The sequence below is a fragment of the Acinetobacter sp. YH12218 genome (assembly GCF_013417925.1).
GTDB classification, from domain to species: domain Bacteria; phylum Pseudomonadota; class Gammaproteobacteria; order Pseudomonadales; family Moraxellaceae; genus Acinetobacter; species Acinetobacter amyesii.
Map to the genome: position 1 here is coordinate 1 of NZ_VPDB01000046.1, position 25,509 is coordinate 25,509.

21 protein-coding genes and 1 pseudogene are annotated in these 25,509 nt (G+C 38.4%); 15 read left to right on the top strand and 7 right to left on the bottom strand.

The features are described from left to right. The 3 genes and pseudogenes from FTV03_RS12465 to FTV03_RS17970 all read left to right on the top strand — a co-directional run. On the top strand, positions 1–168 hold a 168-nt coding region (locus FTV03_RS12465; protein WP_180041570.1), incomplete at its 5' end, for a transposase. Positions 169–895: 727 nt separating this feature from the next. Beyond that, on the top strand, positions 896–1,141 hold the full coding sequence (locus tag FTV03_RS12470; protein ID WP_180041571.1) for a hypothetical protein: 246 nt from the start codon (positions 896–898) through the stop codon (positions 1,139–1,141). A 346-nt stretch (positions 1,142–1,487) separates the two neighbouring features. After that, positions 1,488–1,595, top strand: a pseudogene (locus tag FTV03_RS17970) (IS5/IS1182 family transposase); the annotation flags it as partial. 295 nt (positions 1,596–1,890) lie between these two features. Here the strand turns inward: FTV03_RS17970 and FTV03_RS12475 are convergent. Beyond that, complete coding sequence (locus FTV03_RS12475; protein ID WP_180041572.1) at positions 1,891–5,262, bottom strand: ATP-binding protein; 3,372 nt, start codon at positions 5,260–5,262, stop codon at positions 1,891–1,893. 811 nt (positions 5,263–6,073) lie between these two features. On the opposite strand from FTV03_RS12475, the gene FTV03_RS12480 reads away from it, so the two are divergent. From FTV03_RS12480 to FTV03_RS12490, 3 genes are all read left to right on the top strand, one after another. Beyond that, entirely contained in the window at positions 6,074–6,232 is a 159-nt protein-coding gene (locus FTV03_RS12480) for a hypothetical protein (protein ID WP_180041573.1), read from the top strand. A 1,050-nt stretch (positions 6,233–7,282) separates the two neighbouring features. Then, positions 7,283–7,852 (top strand): 1-acyl-sn-glycerol-3-phosphate acyltransferase, encoded by a 570-nt coding sequence (locus tag FTV03_RS12485; protein ID WP_180041574.1) that lies wholly within the window; start codon positions 7,283–7,285, stop codon positions 7,850–7,852. Positions 7,853–8,152: 300 nt separating this feature from the next. Next, a complete protein-coding gene (locus FTV03_RS12490; protein WP_078189042.1) occupies positions 8,153–8,905 on the top strand; it encodes a YebC/PmpR family DNA-binding transcriptional regulator in 753 nt (250 codons plus the stop codon). Between the two features lie 89 nt (positions 8,906–8,994). Here the strand turns inward: FTV03_RS12490 and FTV03_RS12495 are convergent, their stop codons facing one another. After that, positions 8,995–9,465, bottom strand: a complete 471-nt coding sequence (locus tag FTV03_RS12495) for an Lrp/AsnC family transcriptional regulator (protein ID WP_067763303.1) — start codon at positions 9,463–9,465, stop codon at positions 8,995–8,997. A gap of 484 nt (positions 9,466–9,949) precedes the next feature. On the opposite strand from FTV03_RS12495, the gene FTV03_RS12500 reads away from it, so the two are divergent. Then, a complete protein-coding gene (locus FTV03_RS12500) occupies positions 9,950–11,278 on the top strand; it encodes a hypothetical protein (protein WP_180041575.1) in 1,329 nt (442 codons plus the stop codon). Between the two features lie 84 nt (positions 11,279–11,362). Here the strand turns inward: FTV03_RS12500 and FTV03_RS12505 are convergent, their stop codons facing one another. Continuing rightward, entirely contained in the window at positions 11,363–12,127 is a 765-nt protein-coding gene (locus FTV03_RS12505; RefSeq protein WP_168379640.1) for a glutathione S-transferase family protein, read from the bottom strand. A 269-nt stretch (positions 12,128–12,396) separates the two neighbouring features. On the opposite strand from FTV03_RS12505, the gene ychF reads away from it, so the two are divergent. Together ychF and FTV03_RS12515 are read left to right on the top strand one after the other, a co-directional pair. Beyond that, entirely contained in the window at positions 12,397–13,488 is a 1,092-nt protein-coding gene (ychF, locus tag FTV03_RS12510) for a redox-regulated ATPase YchF (RefSeq protein WP_078189045.1), read from the top strand. 273 nt (positions 13,489–13,761) lie between these two features. Then, positions 13,762–14,154, top strand: a complete 393-nt coding sequence (locus tag FTV03_RS12515) for a hypothetical protein (RefSeq protein ID WP_257220777.1) — start codon at positions 13,762–13,764, stop codon at positions 14,152–14,154. Between the two features lie 65 nt (positions 14,155–14,219). Here the strand turns inward: FTV03_RS12515 and FTV03_RS12520 are convergent, their stop codons facing one another. After that, positions 14,220–14,759 (bottom strand): DUF962 domain-containing protein, encoded by a 540-nt coding sequence (locus tag FTV03_RS12520; protein WP_180041576.1) that lies wholly within the window; start codon positions 14,757–14,759, stop codon positions 14,220–14,222. A 100-nt stretch (positions 14,760–14,859) separates the two neighbouring features. Between FTV03_RS12520 and FTV03_RS12525 the strand changes: the two genes are divergently transcribed. Further along, positions 14,860–15,567 (top strand): Crp/Fnr family transcriptional regulator, encoded by a 708-nt coding sequence (locus FTV03_RS12525; RefSeq protein ID WP_180041577.1) that lies wholly within the window; start codon positions 14,860–14,862, stop codon positions 15,565–15,567. Between the two features lie 96 nt (positions 15,568–15,663). On the opposite strand, the gene FTV03_RS12530 is transcribed toward FTV03_RS12525, so the two are convergent. Both FTV03_RS12530 and FTV03_RS12535 read right to left on the bottom strand, forming a co-directional pair. Further along, on the bottom strand, positions 15,664–15,822 hold the full coding sequence (locus FTV03_RS12530) for a hypothetical protein (RefSeq protein WP_180133541.1): 159 nt from the start codon (positions 15,820–15,822) through the stop codon (positions 15,664–15,666). Between the two features lie 435 nt (positions 15,823–16,257). Then, on the bottom strand, positions 16,258–16,737 hold the full coding sequence (locus FTV03_RS12535) for a hypothetical protein (RefSeq protein WP_168379645.1): 480 nt from the start codon (positions 16,735–16,737) through the stop codon (positions 16,258–16,260). Between the two features lie 103 nt (positions 16,738–16,840). Between FTV03_RS12535 and FTV03_RS12540 the strand changes: the two genes are divergently transcribed. The 5 genes from FTV03_RS12540 to dapC all read left to right on the top strand — a co-directional run bounded on the left by FTV03_RS12540 (position 16,841) and on the right by dapC (position 23,942). Next, on the top strand, positions 16,841–17,593 hold the full coding sequence (locus FTV03_RS12540; RefSeq protein WP_078194362.1) for an AzlC family ABC transporter permease: 753 nt from the start codon (positions 16,841–16,843) through the stop codon (positions 17,591–17,593). Further along, positions 17,590–17,937, top strand: a complete 348-nt coding sequence (gene ygaH / locus FTV03_RS12545) for an L-valine transporter subunit YgaH (RefSeq protein WP_078189050.1) — start codon at positions 17,590–17,592, stop codon at positions 17,935–17,937. Before FTV03_RS12540 ends, ygaH begins: the two co-directional genes overlap by 4 nt. A gap of 900 nt (positions 17,938–18,837) precedes the next feature. Further along, positions 18,838–20,052, top strand: a complete 1,215-nt coding sequence (purT, locus tag FTV03_RS12550) for a formate-dependent phosphoribosylglycinamide formyltransferase (protein ID WP_180041578.1) — start codon at positions 18,838–18,840, stop codon at positions 20,050–20,052. A gap of 29 nt (positions 20,053–20,081) precedes the next feature. Next, on the top strand, positions 20,082–22,748 hold the full coding sequence (gene glnD, locus FTV03_RS12555; RefSeq protein WP_180041579.1) for a [protein-PII] uridylyltransferase: 2,667 nt from the start codon (positions 20,082–20,084) through the stop codon (positions 22,746–22,748). A 24-nt stretch (positions 22,749–22,772) separates the two neighbouring features. Further along, positions 22,773–23,942, top strand: coding sequence for a succinyldiaminopimelate transaminase (gene dapC / locus FTV03_RS12560; RefSeq protein ID WP_180041580.1), 1,170 nt, complete (start codon positions 22,773–22,775; stop codon positions 23,940–23,942). A gap of 141 nt (positions 23,943–24,083) precedes the next feature. Here dapC and FTV03_RS12565 read toward each other — a convergent pair whose 3' ends face one another. Then, the gene (locus FTV03_RS12565; RefSeq protein ID WP_257220780.1) at positions 24,084–25,406 is read right to left on the bottom strand and encodes a TonB-dependent siderophore receptor; all 1,323 of its coding nucleotides are present in this window, start codon (positions 25,404–25,406) and stop codon (positions 24,084–24,086) included. Between the last annotated feature and the right edge of the window lie 103 nt (positions 25,407–25,509).

Consider the following 25,509-nt stretch of genomic DNA (forward strand, 5'->3'; position numbering starts at 1 on the left):
TTGTATTTTATTCCAGCTTATAGCCCTGAGTTAAATCGAATCGAGATGGTATGGAAGCAGATGAAATATTATTGGCGAGATTTTCAAGTCATGACAGCTGATAAAATAGAGCAATGGGTGGAGAGAGTATCAAACCAATTCGGAAAAGAATACATGTTTACTTTTTAATGACAGCTTACAATTATTTTAAATAAAATTTTTTCAACACAAAAACTCACATCTTAAATTAAAATAATTATTCAAATATAAATAAATCAACATCCAAAAATAAAATATTACTCAAAAACAATCACAGCATAATTGAAGTTTAATTCTTAAAAATCCAAAACACCATCAAACCACACAACATCAAATAAAACCACAATAAAAAAACAAACACTATCAACTCAACACTATAAACAAAATTAACATAAATTTAAACTCATAAAAACCAAACAACAAAACATTCAACATTCAATAAAATAAAAATCTACAAAATAAATTATATTTGAATAGAAAAATAAATAAACCACAGAATAAAGTTCATTAAAAAATCAACAATTAAAGCCTCCAAAATAAAACAATTAAAAACAATTAAACAGAAATTCAAAATTTATGACGTAACACCGATCAAAATACAGCCACTTTATGACGTAACAAAGGCTGCATTTTATACGAAGTATGACGTAACACTGATTATTTTTCACACAATTTATGACATAACAAAAAAAAAATTTAAATCCTTCCCGGTGAGTAACGGTAGTCTTGTTTATTTTTTAAACACCACTCTTTAAAAAATCAAAAAATACCTTTTTATTGTCTTCCGTGCTTTTTTTGAACACTTGCAATGTCGACACGCTGCAAAATTTTAAGAGAATAATTAAGATAATATTTTCACATAAGCGTATTATTAGATATGAATTTTGAACTTTATATATGTCAAGAAACAAAAAATATCGGATATTCATTAATATCTGAATTAAACATTAAAAATGGCTCAGAGCTGAGTGGTTTTTTAAATGTAAATACTTGCTATAATAATCACGAAGCCTTTCTTATCTGGCTTGATAGATTATTAAAAGAAAGAAAAAATCGAATTAACAAACATGAAATTAAACAAAAATTATTTGAAAGCATCCCATCTTCCATGAGTGATTACTAGTCAATATCATACAATCCATATCAATTAAAACCCCCAAATTTAATGGAATATTGCACTCACAATATTCCATTAAAAAAAAATACTTTCAAACATCCAATTAAAAACTAGTAAAATTTATCTTTAACACTCATATTCAATAAAATACAAGCCAACAACAATATATAATATAATTTTAAAAAAATCAAAAACACCCCTAAATTATTGGATTTCTTAAATTAAAAATTATTAATATCCAATAAATTAAATATCAACCAATTGGCTATTTAATTTTTCTCATTTTTCATAATTAATTTTATCAAATTTTATAACGCTAATTTCTTAACTGTGATTATTGAAATGCAAGTAATATCAACCTGAACATCTTCATCAATTGCGTAAATTTCATATTCGTATAGATATTGCAATCCTACAAATACGAGCAGTTCAGCTCACAATTAATAATGTCAGTGATTCACTGCATATTCTTATGAAATTGGACAGATACTCTTATCATCATTTGGACAGAAATTCTTAGATTACTTGGACAGTACTCAGCTATTAAAACGACCTTAGTTTAGATAAACTCGACGTATTCTCATATTGCGACCCGTTCTTGGAACAATCGTTCCGAGAATTGCAACAACTATGCAACAAATGTCCCATTATAATTTTCTTATTCGTTTGATACCTCCACATCCAGAGTCTGGAATTTTTCTGCAAAGCCTTTTGTAGTGTGGCATTAAAGCTATTTCTTAGAAACTTTACTCTGTTTATTCGCTAAACTCAAAACCCAAGTACTCGACCTCTTCGCTAATGCGTTTTAAAGAGCAATCGCTTGGCATGTAAATATACCTACTAGTGACTTCCATTAATCTTGCATCGTCGCCGAAACCCCGACTGAACTGTTTTCTACCAAAACGAGAAAATACCAGAGATTTACCAAACTTAGATAGGTAACTGTCTAAGATGTCTTTTCTAATAAACAACGAAAAGTTTCTATCAATATTATGACTAAACGCAGCCAAGTCTTGATTCTCATCGAGCCATCCACTGCCTTGATCCCAGCGAAGGTTCATTTTCTCAATTAAATCAGGACAAGGCATATTAATAGAGCTTTGTTCAACATTACTTGAGTAATCGTACTCCCACTCCCCACCTCTTAATAGTCGAATGCTAGAGAATATTAGCTGATCATCTGAAATCGTCGTATCTTGTTCAGCGACACATTGTTTGAAAGCTGGGCTTCTAGGGTACTCCGCTACGTAGACACGGTAGCAGTGGTCATTACTATAATTGTCGAGTTCGAATGCTTCAGTGTTGTTAGGGTCAACAAAATAGCCGCGATAACTAGATATACAAAGAAAGCTTTCAGCGTCGAACGAGACGTCGTCCTCATCTTTCTTAGCGTGAGCCTCTGAATAAAAACTCAAGTTAATCCACGCCGTACTGCTTTCATCACTCAAAATAAGTACCTTGTTTGCAACGAAATAATCATCAGTCTTCAACCAATAGTTAACATTATTTTCTGGCAGCTCGAGCTCTTGTATTATTAGGCTTCCAAGAGGGTATTTTTTCTTTGGTGATAAATCTCTAATGTCTGATATATCAACCTTCCTAAGTTCTAACGACCAGAATCTATCGGAGCTTAATTGTGGCTCCCAACGAGATTGGGCCGTTGCTAAATTGGCAGCCAACACACCTATCAATCGGTGAAAAGCAACCCAATAACATTTCTTGCCGATGGTTTCCGCATAGCCGGGCTTTGCTCTTCCCCTTCCATATTTGTAAAGAGTTGCCAAATCATGCTTGAGGGATCCATTACTATATCCGGGATAGCCGATATATTCGGCTTCTCTCATAATCCAGCAGGCAATATTCTCATGAGTTATGTTTTGTGATTGTAGATCAAAGGCTCTAAGTCTTGGTTCAACTATATAGCGCCAAAAGTCAGGACCTAATTGATCACCCCATAGGCGCATGTTTGAGGGCAACTTTTCCAGTGCAAGTAAGGTCTGCACATCACTTATAACAGGCCATGTTAATGGCATGGAAGGAGTTACATATTGATTTGATATTCTGTATTCTTCAACACCTAGGTTCACAAGCTCCTGTCTCAATAGTTGAGAATGCTCGCGAATTAAAATATTATTTGAACCACCATTTAATCTAATATATTTATTTAATGGCTGTACAAATTTTTCAGCTGACTCAGGTGAAAGCAAGCAGGACGTATACATGGCCTGAATAAGGCTTTCAAGTATGTAGTCATCGTCACACCCAGCAAACGTGTTTACTGCATGCAAGCATATCACGGGGTATTTTTTAAAAAGCAAGCCAAGGCATCTTGTTGCTTGATCTCTGACTCGCCTATCCGTAGCGGAACAACACCAAAGTAAAGCCGAGGATGCTAATTTATAACTTTCTTTGGGCCAATTGGTTTCATCTATTTTCTCCAATGCCTCAATTAGAAAATAAATTGCACCTTTCTTATTATATGACTCTGATAAGGCAACAGAAAGGTAGGTATCTCTTGATGGAGAATCTTGTCGCCATTGAAAATCTTTGAACCAACTTTCTGCGTTAAGGTAATGACTTGGAACTATAGATAGCTGGAATAGGCTTTCAAAAACAGCCTGCCATAACCCGCCAGTTCTTAAAGCCCCAAACATATGTTCTTCAATGGCAGGTGTAACACTTTGCTTTGAACGCCAAGTTAGCGACTTCACAAAAAGACTATGTGCTAAATCCTTGTCTAAACCCAAGCGGTTGTCAGTAATTTCGATATCGATCTCTTCAGGGAGAATGCTTGCAAGAGCTTCTAAGACACCTCTCTCAATATCTGTTAAAATCGCCAGCTTTTCTGCAAGGATTGATAGATCACTATTGCCAGTTTCTTGATAGGATTGAACTATTGAAGATGCGCGCAGCATATCTCCAAACCGCTGATAACCAAACCTAATAAGGAAATCTTCATCGCCAGTTGATGATAAAATCAGCAGCTGCTCTTTAACTAACTCATCAATAAATCTTTCTGGATTTAGCTCATTTCCTAGAATAGGTTTAATTGTATTTACGGCATATTCCCAATTTATAGTTTGGGTTTCTGAATGCGCTAGAACATCAGACAATTTACTCATTACCGCTCTAACGATATTTTTAGGACTAACGTAGTCTAATCGCTCTCTCAATGAGTCATCGATTTGCTTGAGGTGTTTAGAAAAAATGGTTGAGAAGCCGCTAGTCGATACGTCAAGAGAACAAGAGTCCTCCGACTTGTGAGTTTTGAAGACTAAATGTAGAAGTAATGGGTTTCGTAACTCATCTGTAAAAATAGGTGTTATCTCACTTTCAACATTGTAGCGTTGAGAGAATGAGGAGAGGACATCGTGAAAATTCCTAGTGAATCCAATATGACTATATGCATAGCCAGGAAATCGTTCATCAACAACTAAATTGGTATATATATCGCGACTAGACACAACAATCTTGATACGAGGATATTCATTTAGTTGTTGGATTATTTCTGGCAGTTTGTTTTTCCACTTTCTTGCCTTTGCTCCTTCGTTTAACGCATCGATAGCAATAACAAAACAATAGTTATTGGCTTGAGCACTTGCTTGAAGACAAGATAGTAATTTGTCTCGACCAACATCGGCTCCAAAGCCTAGTTTGCTTCTTACTACATCCCAAGGTTCCGCGTTATCAAAATCTTCCCCAAATAGCACCAGAGTATGAGCGCCTTTGTCGAGCCTTCTCTTCGCAAAACTTACGATAGAATGTGTCTTGCCTGCACCTGCCGGACCAGTTAGTAGGAAAGATCGAGCGTGGCAGGACTGAATCAGAGGGCTGATGAGACAAATTTCAATATCTATTATCGAAGCAAGTAATTCCCTTGAGGCATCTAGGTTCTCAGCAGGGAATACACACATATATTCAGCCTGGAATTGTCTAAATGAAGGCGTATCACTACCTTCACCGTGTTCTGCAAAAAACTTTTTCTCTTGCTGTTTTACAGCATTTTCACAGAGCGGCTTAAGTGAACTTATGATATCTAAAGTTGAGCAAATAACTATTTGATCAATAATGTTCTGCTTACTAGAAATTTTATCTAAAAGTACTTTTAGTAGCTGTATCGCTTGCACTCTCTCGCTTTCAGGTGTCTGAGAAAATACCTTTTCTGAATATTGAGCTTTTGTCCTGAAACTGAGTTTTAATGGTTTCCAAATATTAACTAGCCACTGCTTAAAATCATAAATCTCCCCAAATGAATCTAAAGCATCATGGGCTTCGGTAATTATATCTAAATCACTGCAATACCTTGGACCAGCGAAGGCCGCTGCTGAATCAATACAGTTTTGTATCTTCTGAGATGTTAATGTGTTTTCGTTAAACCAGTAGGCTACAAAACCACCACTTTTGTCTATTTCTAATATCTGCTGTCTAGATACTTCAGCCGTAACCAGTTTTATATGAAGATTCGGTTTTTGAGTTTTGATGTCATCGCACCATTCTTCAAACTTTTCAACTTCACTTTTTCCTCTTTTTCCTTCTGCGGCTTTGCCTGTTAGATCAAATGGTATGTAAATCCAGTATTCAGATAATGTTGGATGGTTTTTTAATGCAGTGGTTAATGATTTTTTGATCTGGCCAAATTCACTATTTCCAAGCTTAAAAAAGTATTTTGCTTGAATTCCTAGAATATCTCCTGTGGGGGTTTTGTAATAAGCTTCTACCCCCCGTCACCGCCATCGCCGCGCAAACTAAAGAACGAAGAACCTTGTGGTGATTTACAATGTGCTTTAAAAAGTTGAATCGCGAGCGATTCAAAGCTATCATTTTTACTCTTAGGTGTAGATCGAATTTGATTGAAGTCTATCGTTGCCAAAATAATCTCTCATTACGCAGCTAGAGTTATGCGGACAGTAATATTACCTCATATCTTAAAGTCGTGATATGAGCCGTCAAATAGGTAAACATGAAGACGGAGTTTTCCTACACCTGTTTCAACAATTTTTTTCAACAGCTGTAGGCTATCGACCGTACAGCTATCGATTTGGTAACTTGCATCAGCACCGATACGTTTTAGTAACTCAATCAGACGAAGCTGAATAAACTGCTTTGATGCTATCTCTTTGGCGGTGTAATCCCCTCATAGTAGAATTGTATTAAATAAGGACAACAAGTAAGCCTAATAGGCCCAAATTATAAAAATTACAAATATCACAAGCAGATATGCCTAGCTCGCACGGGTTGAATTTTATACAAACAGAACAATACTGGTCATAAAAACAACAATCAAAACCATGTATCCTAATTTGTATCCTCAACACTGATCAGTATAAATAAACTTTCATAATCAATAAGATGAAAATTTGTAGTCGTCCGTGTGGGCCCACCATATAAAACAACCCCTTACGTGCATTAATCGTGAGGGGTTTTTTAATGTTAAAAGCTAAGTAAAGTTTGTCTAAGCCTTTAAAAGATATGGCAGATAACAGATAGACACGTACAAAACTTCAAGTCAGCTTGAGTAAGCTACAATTGGTTAATACGAGAAGTAGGTTATAAAGAAATACATTCAAGAAAAATTTAAAAGCTTAAGATCTAGATACCCTTAAATAAAGCCACGATTTGTTATACTTAAAAGATATTATTTTATTCATTATAAGCAAATGTTTTTTGATTCATGACTTTTAGAAATACTATATATTTCACACTTTAAATGCACAAAAATTAAAACTCAACCTGTTCAGGCTTTCTTAAGTCCAAATAAAACTCAACAATTGACCAAATAACAATCAAAGCAAACATAGCAACAGCGAATAACACAGCAGTTAAATAAATCATGCTTGAGTTCTCCGTTAGAAATCGAGTTAAGACCAACAGGTTAAAAGTTTCAACCTACGACAAAAGTCTAATAAGAATTTCTGACGGTGCCTAGCCATATTTAGCAAATTTTTAAGAGTATTTTTATCTATGATGATAGCTTTGCTATATAAAATTTAACCGATTTATTGCTAAAAAGTATAATTCTTCAATCCCCCCTTCTTATTCCGATTTGAAATATATGCACAATTCAGATCAAAGCTCACTTAAATCCTCTTGACTCATGATCCAAACAAGCAGAAATTACACCTTTTTAAAATCACCGTATCACCGACTATGTTGAAAAAGTTTATTGGCGAATCTGCATTTAAATTGGCAGGCTGGAAATACCACGTAGAACCTGATGTTTTAGAAAATAAACAAGTGATCGTCGGCTTTGAACACACCTCAATGATGGATGCTGTTCTTTCACTGGCCCTTTGCCAAATTTACGACATTAAAATTCACACGCTGATTAAAAAAGAACTCTTTAAAGGTCCATTTAAACCTGTTCTTGAATTGATTGGCGGTATTCCTGTAGACCGTAAAGCCAATAAAGACATCGTGACTCAAATGGTTGAGCATTTTGAAGCCAATGAAAAATTTAATTTAGTCATTGCTCCAGAAGCGACCCGTGCAGAACGTGGTGAAGCACGAAAACCGATTCGTACAGGCTTTTGGTATATCGCTAAAGCAGCAGGTGTGCCGATTGTATTAATGTATGCCAACTCGAAAACCAAACAAGGTGGTATTTTCGGTAAGATTTACCCGACTGAGCTCGATCACGATTTAGCCTTAATCAAGCAGCTCTATAAAGATAAAGTAGGTTTAGACATCGTGATCCCTGAACCTAAAAATAAAGACTAAGCGCCATTCACGTTTTAACGAAATACGTATTTAAAGATATAAATGTCACGTGCTCCATGCATTGTACATTTATATCTTCCTTTTATAACAAGATCGAACTTCCCCTTTCAGCCCGATTCTCATCATAAGAAAAATTACAGTACGAGCGTTTTGACATTTCTTATTATTTTCTCAAATTTGGATATTTTTTTTTCAACTACTCAATTCCTGAAATCCAGTACTTTCACACAAAAAAGCCATTATGGTAGAATTTGCTCAATTTGATAGGCATAAGGCCAATCTACAAGGAGCATATTTCGCATGGCGGGTCATTCCAAGTGGGCTAATACTAAGCATCGTAAAGCAAAACAAGATGCGAGCCGCGCTAAAGTATTCACAAAATTTATCCGTGAAATCGTGACAGCTGCACGTTTAGGCGGCGGTGATGTAGCGTCTAACCCACGTTTACGTGCTGTTGTTGAAAAAGCATTAGTTGCAAACATGACACGTGACACCATTAACCGTGCAATCCAACGTGGTGTCGGCGGTGAAGAAAATGCTGATCTAAAAGAAGTCACTTACGAAGGTTATGGCGTTGGTGGTGTTGCTGTCATCATTGAAACAATGACTGACAACTTGAACCGTACTGTTCCTGACGTTCGTCACTGTTTCTCTAAAACTGATGGTAATTTAGGTACTGCAGGTTCAGTGGCTTATATGTTTACCAAACGTGGTGAGATTACTTTTGAAGATGTTTCTTTAGAAGATCAAATCATGGACATCGCTTTAGAAGCGGGTGCTGAAGACATCGAAGTGGACGAAGAAGAAATTTTAGTTATCACTACACCGGAAACTTTCGGTGAAGTTCAGGATGCGCTAGCAGCAGCAGGTTTAAAATCTGATAACGCCGAAGTGGTGATGAACCCTTCAACTAAAGCGTTAATTTCAGATATCGAACAAGCGAAAAAAATCATCAAAATGATTGATATGTTTGAAGATCTTGACGACGTTCAAAACGTATATACCAACGTTGAATTCACCGATGAAGTAATGGCTGAGTTAGAAGCTCTATAATTCAATCGAGTGAAGTATAAAACGCACCCTTCGGTGCGTTTTTTATTGCCTAGCTTTCAACTGTTTGAGTTTATATATGAGGGCTGCATTTAAACCTTATTTAATAAGCCATTACAGTTAAAAACATTATATTGTTTAATTACAAAGCTCGAATGTAATGCAACTACGTGTTCAATTTTACCAATGCGCTTGAGTAAAATTTCACTATAGTTTTCCATATCCCGTGCAACGACTTCCACAATAAAATCGGCAGACTGCCCTGTCACTAAAAATGCATTAATGACTTCTGGGATACTTTCTAATTCTTCTAAAAATTTAGCAAAGGTGTCTGTATCATGCTTACTCAAAGACACCTGCAGCAGCACATGCAAACTAAAGCCCAATTTTTGATAATTAATTTCACGTTTTAGACCACTGATAATATTGTGATCAATCAATTGTTTGATCCGACGATGAACTGAACTGACCGATAAATTCACCCGCTCAGACAGTTCATTTAAATTGACATCTTCATGGGTCAAAATTTCTAAAATTTGTTTATCAAAACGGTCTAGTTCCATCAGTCTACTCCAGCCATTTTTGAAAACAGTGCTGATGAACCCGATTCATCAAACGCCTGTTGTCATTTTCAATGTTATTTTAAGTTTTAAAATCAGCATTTATGTGCAAGTTTTCTCATGTATAGCATGATTTATTAAAAATAATAAAGCTCATACGCATTATGAACATAATAATTTGCATAAATATCGTGTTTAAATGAATGTTTTTTCACCAAAGCTTAGTTTTTATATTCTAAATGTCGTCTTTAGACAACCTACCAATAAAGCTTCTCAATGCATTCCATTGATCTGAATAAATCAATTTCAGATAAAAGGAAAATATATTTTATTTTATATTTTTCAATTTTTTATTTTTACTATATTTTTCAATGTGAGCTCTATTTCACATTTTGCTTTTTTTCACTTATTTACTAGATTTGGTAATTACTTTAAAAAATAGCGGCTGTTCATAAATATATAAAAAAACAAAAACGGAAGAATAAACATGGCAATTAAATCACTGAGTTCACTCAGCTCAAAATTAAGTTCTGTACTTAGTCCATCCCTACAGCTCAGTACAATTAGCAGCACGGTCAGCAACCTACTTAGCCCGCTTAAACCTACAACCAACATCACGGATACGCTGACAGGATTATTAGGTAATTTAGGTGGCACAAAGTCTTTTGATTTTAGCGCACTGACTAAATCGCTTCCCCAAGTGATTAGCACGATTCAAAGTCTAACATCCAATAACGGTTCAAATTCGGATGCACTCAAGACATTGATGACAACTCTGCAACCACTCCTACAAAACTTAGGTAGCAACGCTGGCTCAACAGAGATGAATCAGTTGGTTCAATCTTTACCTACCATTGTCAACAGCTTGCAAAGTTTACTGAGTAGCACCAATAATCAAGGCAATCTTCCTGACAATATCAGCACCGCTCTAAATGCCATCAAACCATTGCTCGCAATGCTTGAAAGTGCAACTGGGTCAACGGATTCAACGCAAATTATCAATACACTCAGCCAAGTTTTAGAATATGTGCAACCCATTATTCAGATGATTGGGAGCTCGTCTTCTGGAAACATCGACTTTGGGCAAATTGCACAAGGTGCAACGAGTGCCCTCCTACCTTTATTAGCTTCAATCAATAAAGACAACTCATCTATTGATATGGAACAATTGAGTCATGCTTTACCGACTGTGATTGGAAGTGTGACCAATCTAGTGACCGCCATTTCATCAGCCAACCAAGGCAATATCCCTGAGACCATTTCAGGGGTGATCAAAGGACTTAATCCGCTATTAGATTTACTGGCAAAAAGTGATGTCATCGATACGAATCAGGCGCAAACCGTCAAAGCGATTTATGATGTATTAAATAGCGTGAGCACCATTTTGGATGTGGTCAACAATCCATCCTTACTGAAGCTTTCAACTGATTTAAATCAAGTGATTGATTCGTTGAAACCAGTCATTGCTCTGATGGACAGCAATGGTGAAGCGACGCAGTTCCTCGATCAACTGACCATTCCAAATATTGGCGATTTACTTGGCAATCTTGCTCCTGAAAAAATTGATCTTGGTTCTATCACGGATCAGTTCAACCAATTGACTGAAAACCTCACGGGCCAATTACCGAATATTAATGACCTATTGGAAAATTTAGGTTCTGCTCAAGGTGATTTTGATATCTCCACCATCATCCCAAGTATTAAAGATGCGATAGGAAATATCTTCTACCCAGTTATGCCGCTGAATACTTTACAAGCCGATAGTATCAGTCCAGTGCTGAATATTTTGGATATTCAACAACAAAGCTATATTTAAGGATTGAAAGTCTTATAAAAAAAAAAGCGCGCCATTAGGCGCGCTTTTTTTAAGCAGTATGACGCAAAGTTTTATATAAAGGGCTTATACACCACGCCAATCTACCCGTGCATTCCGTTCTGTTTGGTATATGCGTTGTACATATTGACCTAAAGGCAAATCGCTCAAATAGGCTTTATAAGCTTTGAACTCTTCTGACAAGGTTTCGCCATGCTCTTTTTCCCACGGCGTTCCGACAACCTCTAATAACGGCGCTAACATTGAACACACCGCAATATCGGCTAAACCTAATCGGTCGCCCACAAAATAACGCCCACCTTGTTCAATCAGACGTTGATTTAAATCAACCACAATTTCATCCAGTCGCTCACGTGAAGCCGCAACCTTATCTGTATCTAATTGATAACCCTTAGAAACCAGTGCCTTTATAATCGGTTTTGAATATTTTTCAAACTGACGTAAATAGCCTTTTTCACCAATTAAAATATCAAGTGATTCTTCACTTTCATTTAATACATGTGCCAACCCCCAACGGCGCACATGTTGGCCTAACTCAATGGAGAGTTCATTAATTTCTAAAGCGTCTTCACGCAGTTTGACATCTGGACGGATCAGACTATGTTCGGGGTAGGTCGCATCCAAGTAAAAGGCGATTTGAGTTGAATCTGCAACCCAATGATCTTGATCACGTAAAATCGGTAATTTGTTTTGCCCTGTTTTAAGCTGTGCAAATGCACGATGCACACCCGGCATTAAATTATGAGCCACATAATCCAACTCTTTGTGATCGAGTAACCAGCGCGCCTTTTCACAAAAATGTGAGAGTGGAAACTGGTAGAGAGTTCGCATAAATGCTCCAAGTTTTTGTTGTAACTGTAGTTTATAAAACCCAGTAATTTTATAGGGATACTTTAGTCACTGTGTTATTGAAACACAATGTCATTTTTGCACCTATTCTGCATCTGTAGTGCAACTCAAGCATTATTCAGACGTGAATTCATCTCTATCTCTGCGCGATTCAATAAGATATACATTCTCCTGCCCATATCACCTGACTTTATTATGGCTTTCATGTAAAATCATCCACAATTTTTTTATAATACTTTGTGAGTTATTTCATGGGTTTTAACTGTGGTATTGTCGGCCTGCCGAACGTTGGTAAATCAACGCTTTTCAACGCATTAACCAAAGCTGCGATTGCTGCTGAAAACTTCCCATTCTGTACAATTGAGCCAAATACTGGGATTGTACCTGTACCTGACCCACGTATGGATAAACTTGCTGAAATTGTAAACCCACAACGTGTTGTCCCAACCACGATGGAATTTGTGGATATCGCAGGTCTCGTTGCTGGTGCATCTAAAGGTGAAGGCCTTGGTAACCAATTCTTAGCCAACATTCGTGAAACTGATGCTATTGCACATGTTGTACGTTGTTTTGAAGACGAGAATGTCATTCACGTAAATGGCAAAATTGATCCACTTGACGATATCGCAACAATCAACACTGAACTTGCACTTGCTGACTTAGAAGCTGTTTCTAAAGCAATTACACGTCTAGCAAAATCTGCAAAAGGTGGCGATAAAGAAGCGATTGCGACCAAAGCTGTTTTAGACAAAATCTTACCTTTACTGGATGAAGGTAAACCTGCGCGTGCAGCTGACCTTGATGAAGATGAACGTAAATTGGTGCGTGGTTATGGCTTCTTAACCCTTAAACCAACCATGTATATTGCCAACGTTGCAGAAGATGGTTTCGAAAATAACCCTCACTTAGAAGCAGTGCAAAAATTAGCTGCTGAAGAAAATGCAATTGTGGTTCCCCTTTGCAACCAAATCGAAGCAGAAATTTCATTACTTGAAGATGAAGATCGTGCTGAATTCCTTGAAGCTTTAGGCATGGAAGAACCTGGTCTAAACGTAGTTATTCGTGCAGGTTATGGCTTACTTGGTCTTCAAACATACTTCACAGCTGGTGTACAAGAAGTTCGTGCTTGGACAGTAAAAATTGGTGCAACTGCACCTCAAGCTGCAGGTGTGATTCACACTGACTTCGAAAAAGGCTTTATTCGTGCTGAATGTGTTGCCTACAACGACTTCGTTCAATACAACGGTGAAGCCGGCGCTAAAGAAGCAGGTAAATGGCGTTTAGAAGGTAAAACATACATCGTTCAAGATGGCGATGTTTTACACTTCCGTTTTAACGTATAAGACAGTACTCATAAGAAGCCAGCAATTTGCTGGCTTTTTTAATTTCAGGCAAAAGCTCAAGCCAAAAAATAAGCATATTTAAAAACTTAAAACCTACTTAAAAACAAAATTATATCGACACGAATACATGATTTGGTTGCCGAGTCACCACAGTGCAACGACTTAAATCGCTACCGTTCTGCTATAAATTTACTCATAGGCACTAATGTCTATTTTCATAGAACAATAGCAATGAAAAAAATCAGCACAATTCTAACAGCAGGTATCTTTACAATGCTTAGTGCAACTGCGTTTGCATGTCCACAAGGCACCACACTTACAGGTGGTACAGGTGCAAACCATAAAGGTGGTACTTGTGTTTCTATTGCTAAAGATGCAAAACATCAGGAACGTACTGCTACACATGCAGCACAAGTTGCGCAGCATGATGCAAAAGTCGCTCGACACGATGCAAAACAAGCCAGCCAATTGGCTCAGAGCAAAGTGAAACATAATCAAAAATTAGCAAAACATGATGCAGCTCAAGCACAGCATCTTGCAACACAAGCAAAATCAGAAGCTAAAACTTCAACCCATGCTGCCAAAGCTGCAAATACTGACGCAAAAGCAAAAATCGCTGCACAAAAGGTCGCAGCGGAACAACATAAAGCAGCTGTTAAATCCTAAACAGTTGAGAATCAATACATCGCGCAAAAAAAGCCGGAATTATCCGGCTTTTTTATTCAACTCATTTATGGTTGAGCAATATGTAATGCTTTTGCATCCATCTCTGCACGCTGTCTTCTTGCTTCTGTCAGCATGCGTTGTTCAAGCTCTTTACGAAAGCCTAGTAGAAACACAAACTCTGCTAGGACAAATAAAGGCCCTATTGCCAAGCCAATGACATCATCCATAAACGCAGGCTTTTTCTTTTCATAATAATGACCGATAAATTGAATGATCCAACCCACTACAAAGATCCCCACACTCCAGATCAACCATGACATAAGGCTCATTTTTGCGATCATTAAAGCTAAGGGATATGTGATTGCAAACACCAAAAGCATAATCAAACCGAAAATTTTATCTAAACTCAGGTAATAAATGACACTGGCAATAATCAACAACAATGCAAGGGTCAGTTCAAAACCTGAAATCATCAGCCCTGCTCGTGCGGTTAGACACATAATCGAAAATACAATAAGCGGAATACCCACAAAATGTGTCAGCACATTTTTTCGATCCAAATGATATGCTGCATATTGGCTTAGCAGCTTTTCAAGTTTGCTCATCAACTTACTCCTTGTTCATTCACTCATTTCACTATATAAAAAATGCATCAATAAAGTTGTCAGCTAATAGACAAGTTGGACCATAAAATAAGGATATGCTGTGCTGGACGCTCAATATGTGCATCAACTCACTAAAAATGTGTGGTATTCAGGCTTAAATGTTTCCTTCCAAGACTTTATCTACCACCATGCCCTGACCTTAACTTTCGAAAAAGACGCACGTGTTTTTTTATCAGGACAGCGTTTTAATGGTATGTATGCGGTCTTAGAAGGCGCAGTTCGCTTAGGCTATATTGATATTCATGGCAAAGAAGCGATTGCCGCCATAGCTGAGCCGATTATGTGGTTTGGCGAAATATCCTTGGTTGACCAATTACCTCGCTCTCACGATGCCATCTGTACTAAAAAGTCCACCTTATTACACTTACCGGCTCAAGCAATCCAGCAATTATTACAACAACATCCTGAGTTTTGGTTTCATATTGCCCAGCTCACCAGTCAAAAGCTTCGCTATGCCTTTATGGAACTCATTGCCTTACAAACGCAAAGTTTAAGTCAACGTCTCGCACAGCGTCTGCTGTTTATCTTGAATGGATATGGAAATCATTTGGAAATTGAACAACACACCATACATATCTCGCAGGAACAACTCGCGCAACTGATGAATTGCTCAAGACAATCAGTCAATCAGGAGCTTCAGCAGTTGGAAAAAATACAGGTGCTTCGTGTTGCGTTTAAACAAATTGAAGTTTTAGATCTAGCGCAGTTACATCAGATTGCTCATGCACTTCCTATGCATGATGTCTGACATTTGTGATTTAAATAAGTGCATTTAATTGCACCAGAATGATTCTTTATGGTTATTTTGCTTTTATTTGTAGCACTTTACTTTATTAAGTTTTGATCAAGACAATAATTGGCAAACATTTACACTGTCAAAACCATTTGTACATGCTGCAACTTCTTGAGTTGATGCTTCTGATTTGTCTTCAGTCGCTGCTTGTACATTGACTGCTGTAGTCAAAACAGCCAAAACCGACAACATCATTAATGTTTTTTTCATCTTAATCACCTATTCAACGTCTTTAATTTAATTTACATACTTCATCTTTTACGCAGTTATTTTTACACACTTTATCAAATAATGATAATTTTAATTTTTTACCACATTATCCATACTTTGTATTATTAATATATTAAAAATATTAATCAAAAAGAAAGCCCGGCAACTGGCGTTCTAAAATGGAGTGTTTTTTATCAATGAATCTTTATAAAAAAATAATTATGTACTTAATAATCAATGCTTTATCTATTTAAATTCAAAAAATAAACATGTAAATTTGAAACTAAGCTCAACGCAAAGACAGCAGTCTGATTTATTTTTTATATGAAATAGCGATGCTTTTAGGAGGATTTTCCAATCCTCTCTTATAGATTTATTCTTGTTTTTTGATATTTTCCCAAAAAAAAGCAGTGAAACTTCACTGCTTTGATCAAGTTAAACGCCTACTTTTTTCGGATCGGTATTTCCGAGTTCAGGGTTTTCAATCGCACCTTTGCATTGATTTTTATCACGCTCATAATCTGCTTGCTTTTGTGCAACAGTCGAACTCTGATCAATACTTTCACGTGCCCAAATTTCCAGACTTGTTAAAGCCTTACGACACAGTGCATATTTACCTTCAGTCACAGAATCGGTCATTTTGACATTGATCCGCCATTCCGTACTCAATTTACGCGCTGGAACACGAACTTTCTCTTCCATCTGATCGACTTGCTTTGTATAAACAATCGGATCGACTTCATTGATAAACGCCCAAGCTTTGGCAGCATACTCCGTTGCATCATTGGTTAATTTGGGTGCTGCTTTAATTTCAACTTGAGCTTGTTCAGCTCCATCATTACCACAGGCCTGCAACAACACCGTGCTGCTCAATAATGAAACAATCAGTATCCCACGCATCTTCAACCTCTGCATATCCGGCTCATTTCAGCAAACATATTCGGCAATATGCTAGTGAATTCGAGTACAATACTCAATCATCATTTGACCTGTTGTTCAACTCTTTCAAAGGTGTGTCGTGTCTGAGCACAAACTTCCTACAGTTCAGCCTGCGGGTTTTTGGCAAGGTGCTAAAGATAGTCAAGCCATTATCTTTACCTATCTTCCTGTTTCTTTTGCATTTGGGGTTTCTGCGACTCAATTTGGTTTCACTGCGTGGGAAGCCTTATTTTTATCTTGCTCTATGTATGCAGGTGCCAGTCAATTTCTCGTCGTTGCGTTACTGGGAAGTGGAACATCTATTTGGATGACTGCTCTTACTGTAATTGCCCTCGATATCCGCCATTTACTCTATGGTCCTGCCTTACAAAACCTGATTCAAGACCGACTCAACTTAAAAAAGACTGCAGTGTGGGCTTGGGGTTTAACCGACGAAGTTTTTGCATCAGGTATGATCAAACTGTCGCAACGTCGTCAAGAATGGTCAGAATCTTGGATGCTAGGACTCAGCTTATTTAGTTGGCTGTCATGGGCAACCGGCTCATTTTTAGGCGGTTTATTTGCCGATCAAGTCAGCAACCTTCCACAATTTTTACAAGCTGCACTCGATTTCCTACTGCCTGCATTGTTTTTAAGCTTTTTACTCGCAGCATTTGAGAAAAAACATACATTTGTGGTCACGGTTACAATTATTGTTTCTGCGATTGCCTGCTACTTTATCGACTTGTCTGCCGCGATTTTTATCGGTATTTCTTCTGGTATTTTTGCCGGTTTATTCAAACATTATGTCTTAAAAAAACCTGATCCTGAACATATGGGTGAAGCATCATGAATCTAGAAATTATCTTGGTCGGGATCTTGGTCGGAATTGCGAATTTTGCATCACGGTTTGGGCCATTTTTTGTAATTCAGAAATTTCAGCAAGGTTCACAGCAGCGTGGTTCTTTATGGCTCAAAATCGCTTTGGGCTCGATTGGTATCGCTGCAATTAGTTCGATGTTGGTGGTTGCAACCTTACCGCCTCTGCTTGAAACCCCAAATAAAAGCTTTGCCATGTTAGTTGGATTTGCTGTGCTTGCAGGCTTGTATTTCAAGTTTAAGAAAATTGTACCTGCTACGCTGACTGCGGCACTGACTTATGGCTTAGTCTATACCTATATACCTTTTCATCTCTAAAGCTGAGTCAGCGACAATCCAAATCCCCCTCAAGTACAAGCTTCTTCAGCCTGTGCTTTTTAATTAGCAATATTTATGAGATAGTCAACGCATAACATAAAAAATCTAGCGAAAACCAATAGATGGCAAAGTTCCATTTTATTCAAGGCAAAATTTATATCATTCTAGACAACCATCTGAATTAAGCTGGGGACTGCAAAAACCCATCGAAAGCGTATATTTTCAATGCTTCATTCAAAGCCAGCTGTTCAGTGGTAATTTCTGCGCTGTACATTGCCAACCAGCAGATCAGATCCGCGCCATTTATATAGAGAAAAATCAGCAACAAAAGATTGTGGGCTTATATAACTGCACACAGCAGATTCTGCTCTTACATCCACGTCGCCTGATGTTTTCACACATATCGATGCCTCGTCTGTTCAGCAATTTTCTGCAGCTGGCGGGTTTTTTATTGATTTTTCTATTGTGCATTTTTAGCCTCAGTTCATGGCTCAATTCATCATTTCACATTCTATCGGTAGTTGCAGACGCACTCTATTTCACTGCCATTTTAATTGGCTTAATATTGATTTTATGCATATGTGTCGCACCACTGCTCGGATTGCTGTACTAGCCCAATTTCCGCCAAACATCTATACAGCTTTGTGCGCTTCAATGTGCAAATTTGGATATTGAGCCATTCCCTGCATCTGTAAAAAATGCAGGTATATTTAAAGTAAATTTAAATAAAAAACAAATAAATACCACTTTTTAAAGATTTTCACAGGTAAATAATTAGACGAACGCTTACCCATAAATATATAAAAAAAATTGTTGGACAATATCATTTATTTATGTGAACACTCGCTTATCTCTCGAACAAGTTCTGCTATGCTTAAATTCCCATAAAATCAAGCATGGATGATTTACATGAGCGTCACTATTGGTACTCCACTTCAGTCTTCAGCGTATAAAGTCTTACTGTTAGGTTCTGGTGAACTCGGTAAAGAAGTTGTGATTTCATTGCAACGTTTGGGTGTAGAAGTTCATGCTGCCGATCGTTATGACCATGCTCCTGCCATGCAAGTTGCACATTTTTCTCATACTTTAAATATGGCAGATCCTGAGGCACTTAAAGCTTTAATTTCTCAAGTGAAGCCTCATTTGATTGTTCCTGAAATTGAAGCTATTGCGACTCAAGTTTTGGTCGAGATTGAAGAACAAAAGATTGCCACTGTCATTCCTTCTGCAAAAGCTGTCAACCTAACAATGAATCGTGAAGGGATTCGCCGTCTAGCTGCCGAAGAGCTTGGACTCCCGACTTCAGCCTACCGATTTGCCAATACCCTTGAAGCGTTCCGTGCAGCATGCGATGACATTGGCTATCCAAACTTTGTTAAACCTGTCATGTCGTCTTCGGGTAAAGGACAGTCACGTGTAAAAAGCTTTGATGAAGTCGATGCTGCTTGGGAATATGCACAAACAGGTGGACGTGTAAATCAAGGCACCGTGATCGTGGAATCACAAATTGACTTTGACTTTGAAATCACCCTGCTGACTGTTCGAGCTAAAAATGCAGAAACAGGTGAAATTGAAACATCATTTTGCGACCCAATTGGCCACCGCCAAGACTCTGGTGACTATGTTGAAAGTTGGCAGCCACAACTTATGACTGCTCTTGCATTAGAGGAAGCCAAGCGTATTGCCAATAAAGTAACCATTGCATTAGGTGGATGTGGCATTTTTGGGGTGGAACTGTTTGTCAAAGGCGATAAAGTATGGTTTAGTGAGGTATCACCTCGTCCACACGATACAGGCCTTGTCACTCTTGCATCGCAATTCCAAAGCGAATTCGAACTGCATGCACGTGCCATTCTTGGTCTGCCTGTGAATACTGCTCGACACAGTACTGCTGCGAGCGCAGTCATCTATGCAGGCGTGGATGATACCAATTTATCATTTACTGGCTTAAATCTTGCTTTGGCTAATCCAGACACCGATTTACGCCTCTTTGGTAAACCAGAAGGCTTTAAACGTCGCCGTATGGGCGTAGCAACAGCACGCGCTGAAACCACAGATCACGCGCGTGAACTTGCTCAACATGCTGCACAACAAGTCAGTGTTCAACAAAACTAAGTTTGTAACACCTTAACGGACCACTGTTCATGATCAATACGCTTCCTCTGCTGAATTACATTAAAAGTAACCACGACATTCAGGCGATTAACCAATGGCGCTCAGATGTTGAAAATCAGCTACAGGAATGCTTTGAAAATGGACAGTCGATTCGTGATGTGATTTTGGCGCGATCGAATCTAATCGATGAAGCTTTAAAGTTCTTATGGACACATGCTGAACTCGACCAAACCGATCTCGGTTTGTTTGCTGTAGGTGGCTATGGTCGCCGTGAAATGCTGCCATACTCCGACGTCGATATCATGATTTTGTCTGAGGATGAAATCAGCCCAGAACAAGAAAAACTCATCTCTAGCTTTATTTCCACACTTTGGGATGTTGGTAATTTCAAACCGGGCATCAGTGTGCGTACTATTAATGATTGTGTTGCTCAAGCCACCAATGATTTAACTGTAGCAACAGCTTTGATTGAAGCACGTTTGATTGTGGGCAATGAACACCTAGCCAAATGGCCACGCCGTATCGTGTCACAGACATGGACGGATAAAACCTTCTATGATGCCAAAATGCAAGAGCAAGCCAAACGCTATGCTCAACATAACAATACCGAAAGCAACTTAGAACCCGATATTAAAAATGCGCCCGGCGGTATCCGTGATATCAACCAAATCGGATGGATTGCTAAGCGTCATTTCCGTGTCAATCGCATCTATGACCTTGTACATTTGGGTTTTATTTCAGAGTTTGAACTTGGCGTTCTTGAAGAAACAGAAAGCTTTCTTTGGGAAATTCGTCATCATTTACATCGCTTAACCAAGCGCGACGAAAACCGATTATTGTTTGATTATCAACGTGACATTGCCGCTAAATTTGGCTATCAACGTGAAGAAGGTAAATCACCGAATTATCCAATCGAACAGTTCATGAAACGTTACTACCGTAGCGCTCAGCAAGTGACGACGTTAAATGAAATGCTCTTGGCTTATTTTAATGAATCTGTCATTACGCCACGCTTGCCTGACTATGAACGTAAAATTGAAGAGATCAATGCTAACTTCAAATTAGTCGATGGCAAATTAGCGGTACAGCATCATAAAATTTTCTCTGAAAATCCAAGTGCTATTCTAGAAATTTTCTACCTCTTGGCGAATCGTCCAGAAATTGAAGGGATTCGTGCCCGAACTTTACGTCTATTGTCACTTGCAGCAAAACGTATTGATCAGAACTTCCGTGACAATCCTGCACATCAAGCCTTATTTATGGCGATCATTCGCTCACCCTACCGTTTATACGACACCATGGTGGCGATGAAACGTTATGGCGTGCTCGGCAACTATATTCCTGCCTTTGGGCAAATCATGGGACTCATGCAATATGACTTGTTCCATATTTACACTGTCGATGCCCATACCCTATTACTACTACGTAATTTAAACCGTTTTAAAGAGCCTGAATTTGCTAAGGACTTCCCTGTCGTTAGCTCCGTATTCCAACGACTGGCGCGCCGTGACATTGTTTATTTAGCGGCAATTTTCCATGATATCGCCAAGGGTCGCGGCGGTGACCACAGTGAACTTGGTGCAGCAGATGCAATTAAATTCTGCCGTACCCATGGGTTTACTGAACGTGAATGCAACCTTGTCGCATGGTTGATTCAAAACCATCTATTGATGTCCGTTACTTCTCAGAAAAAAGACATTTCCGATCCAGATGTGGTGAAAGAATTTGCTGAGAAAATGGGCGATATGGAGCATCTCGACTATCTCTACACCTTGACAGTTGCTGATATCAACGCAACCAATCCGACGCTTTGGAATACATGGCGTGCATCACTCATGCGTCAACTGTATACACAAGCACGTGATGTGATTCGTTCAGGTTTAGGTCGTCCTGTAGACTATCCAATGCTGATTGAAGACACTAAATTTGCGGCCAGCGAACTGTTAGTCAATGATTTTGCGCTCTACGATGTAGAAACTGTTTGGCAAGAACTCGGTGATGAATATTTCCTAAAAGAATCTGCCGATGAAATCGCATGGCATACACGCGCCATTTTAAAACATGGCAATAATGCAGAACCATTGGTGATGATGCGAGCACATCGTAAATTTGCACAAGATGCGGTACAGATCTTTATTTACACTCAAGATCAACCTAACTTGTTTGCGACCACAGTGGCAATTATGGACAGAATGAATCTAGACGTTCAAGATGCTCGGATTATCACAGCATCCACTGCATTTAGTTTGGACACCTATGTTGTACTTGACCGTTTTGGCACCTTATTAACAGATCCTGAACGTGAACAAACCGTTATTGAAGCGCTCAAAAAAGCCTTGAGCCAATCTGACAAGTACCCAGGCCTGATGCAACGTCGTATTCCACGTCAACTGCGTCATTTTGATATTGAAAATACCGTGAGTATTTCTTTTAATGAAGCGCTTCAACAAAATATGGTTGAAATTGCGACACTTGACCATCCGGGCTTACTTGCTAAAGTCGGTGGTTTATTTATGATGCAAGGCCTAGATATTCACTCTGCGAAAATTGCGACGCTCGGTGAACGTGCTGAAGATATTTTCTATGTCACTAAAAAAGATGGCTCACCTATGAGCGATTCAGAAGCAGAAACGTTTGCTGCACAATTAAAGTCAGCACTCGATGAAGCTTCGAATCAGGTTTGTAGTCATCATTAACTTAAATTGATCGGTATCCATTCCATGAACTCCAGTTTGTCATTATTGCACCCTTATCCATTTGAAAAGCTAAATAAGCTATTTCAGGATGTGAAACCCGCAGAGTTGCCTTTGATTCCCCTATCGATTGGTGAGCCAAAGCATCCTGCACCGGAGTTTGTGAAACAGGCCATTATTGATAATTTTCAACACTTATCAACTTACCCAAACAGCAAGGGTTTACCTGAGCTTCGCACAAGTATTGCAAATTGGTTAACCCGTCGCTTTAAACTCAATAGCATCAGTGCAGACACCAACGTCCTGCCTGTATCAGGTACACGTGAAGCGATCTTCTCGTTTGTACAAGCTTTGATTAAACGTGAAGATGCCCCATATGTGGTGATGCCAAATCCGTTCTACCAAATCTATGAAGGCGCAACTTTACTTGCGGGTGCAGAACCTTACTTCATTAACTGTACAGAAGAAAATAACTACCTTGGCGACTTTGACGCTGTGCCAGCTGAAGTTTGGGAAAAAACCGCTTTACTGTTTGTCTGCACACCGGGTAATCCTACAGGTGCGGTACTTTCTAAAGAACAGTTTAAAAAACTGATTGCACTGTCTGACCAATATAATTTTGTGATTGCATCTGATGAATGCTACTCAGAGCTTTGGTTTGATGAAGCACCTGTTGGTCTGCTTGAAGTCTGTGCTGAAATGGGCCGTGATGATTATAAGAACTGCGTGGTATTCCACTCACTGTCTAAGCGTTCAAACTTACCGGGTATGCGTTCTGGCTTTGTTGCAGGTGATGCTGCGCTTTTAAAACCTTATTTACAATACCGTACTTATCATGGCGCTGCGATGCCTGTTCAACACCAGTTAGCTTCAATTGCAGCTTGGGATGACGAAGCACACGTCGAAGAAAACCGCGTCCAGTACCGTGCAAAATTTGAATTATTCCAACGCGAACTGGGTCACCTACTACCATTACAAAAACCTGATGCAGGGTTCTACTACTGGTTAAAAGTGGATAATGATGAAAGCTTTGCCAAAATGCTCATGGAAAAAGCACACGTTAAAGTGCTTCCAGGCCGTTATTTATCGCGTGATACTGCACAAGGTAATCCGGGTGAAAACCATGTCCGGTTAGCCCTTGTTGCTGATATTGCCCAATGTGAAGAAGTCATTCGTCGCTTAAAAGCAGTACTTTAATTGATTTAAAGCGTTTTGCTTAAAACAAAAAATGCCCCAAATTTGGGGCATTTTTATTTGAGTCATTTCTTAACAATCATTCAGAGCTAATTATTTAAGGTATTCAATTAGAAACAATCATTAAGAAATCATTGAACACTATTAGAAATCAAATGTTGCACTCAATTTAAATGTTCGAGGTTCGCTTAGTGACAAATATGTATAGTCGTTCACCGATGCTGAAGCCCAATAGTCTTTATCTAAAACATTAGTCACACTAAAATTCAAACTGGTGGGTACACTCTTAATTTGCGTTTTATAGTTTGCACCCAAATCTACACGTGTCCAATCTTTAAGTTTCAATGTGTTGGCATTGTTTGCATAAGTTGAACCCGTATATACAACACGCCCATTTACACTGACATCTTGCTCAATTGGCAGTTTCCAATCCGCTTCGACATTGGCTTGGAACTCCGGCACACCGATCACACGATGTCCATCAAATAAACCTTGGTATGTATCTTTTTGTTCGGTATCAATCCAAGTTACGCCGCCCAATATTTTGATTGAATCTGTTAATTGACCATAGGCATTAAATTCAAGCCCTTGGTGAATATTCGTCGCCTGACTGATTTGTGCAGTCCCTGAGCTATTCACTGAGGCTTTTTGGCGATCTGTATAGAAATAATTCAATGTTCCGCCAATCAAGCCATTTTCATATTTCACGCCCAGTTCTTTTTGTTTCGAGACAAATGGATCGGCAATAAAGTTATTACCTTCACTATCCAAAATCGCTTCGCCTTGAACCAAAGCTTCGATGTAATTGGCATACATAGACCATTCAGGCGTTAATTTATAACTCACGCCTAATGCCGGAGTAAGCTGATTTTTATTAATATTGTATTTATAGGTTCCGTAAGAATATACGTCTTGATCAACTTCTTGATAACGCGCACCAAGCATGAGGGTCAAACGATCATCTAACATCGAAATATTGTCGCCCAAGGCAAAACTTTTCAAGGTACTGACACCTGCTTTTGGATAAGTCCCTTCTACCCCCAACCATTTGTCAATGTTTGAATCTTCGGTGTAAATTGGATCATAAAAATTATCATTCAAACTGGTGGCATAACCATAGCTATAGCGTTTATCTGCACGATATAAAGAACCAGAAGCGACCACTTGATGTTTTAAAGCACTTGTTTCAAATTGAGTTTTCACACCCAGTTCTGCTGAGTGATTACGATCTTTACGTGGAATCATCGATGCAGAAAGTTTTGCCGTTCCTGCTGCAGTATCACTTAATTGTTGACTTGAGTAAACACCGGCTTCTTCTGATTTGCGAAAACCATATGCTGCATAGGCTGTCGTTGCATCGGTTAAGTCATATTCAGCGCGTACACTTCCGAATAAATCTTCTTCGTTTGAATAAGTCCATGCTTGACCATGATAATTAGCATACTGAGATACCGTCTTGGTAGTCAATCAGGTTTTGAGATTATTCGACCAATAAATAATCTCTTTGATAGGCAGTCTGATGTTTTAAAACGCCATAACACAGATGTATAAGCTTGCGCATTGCAGCACC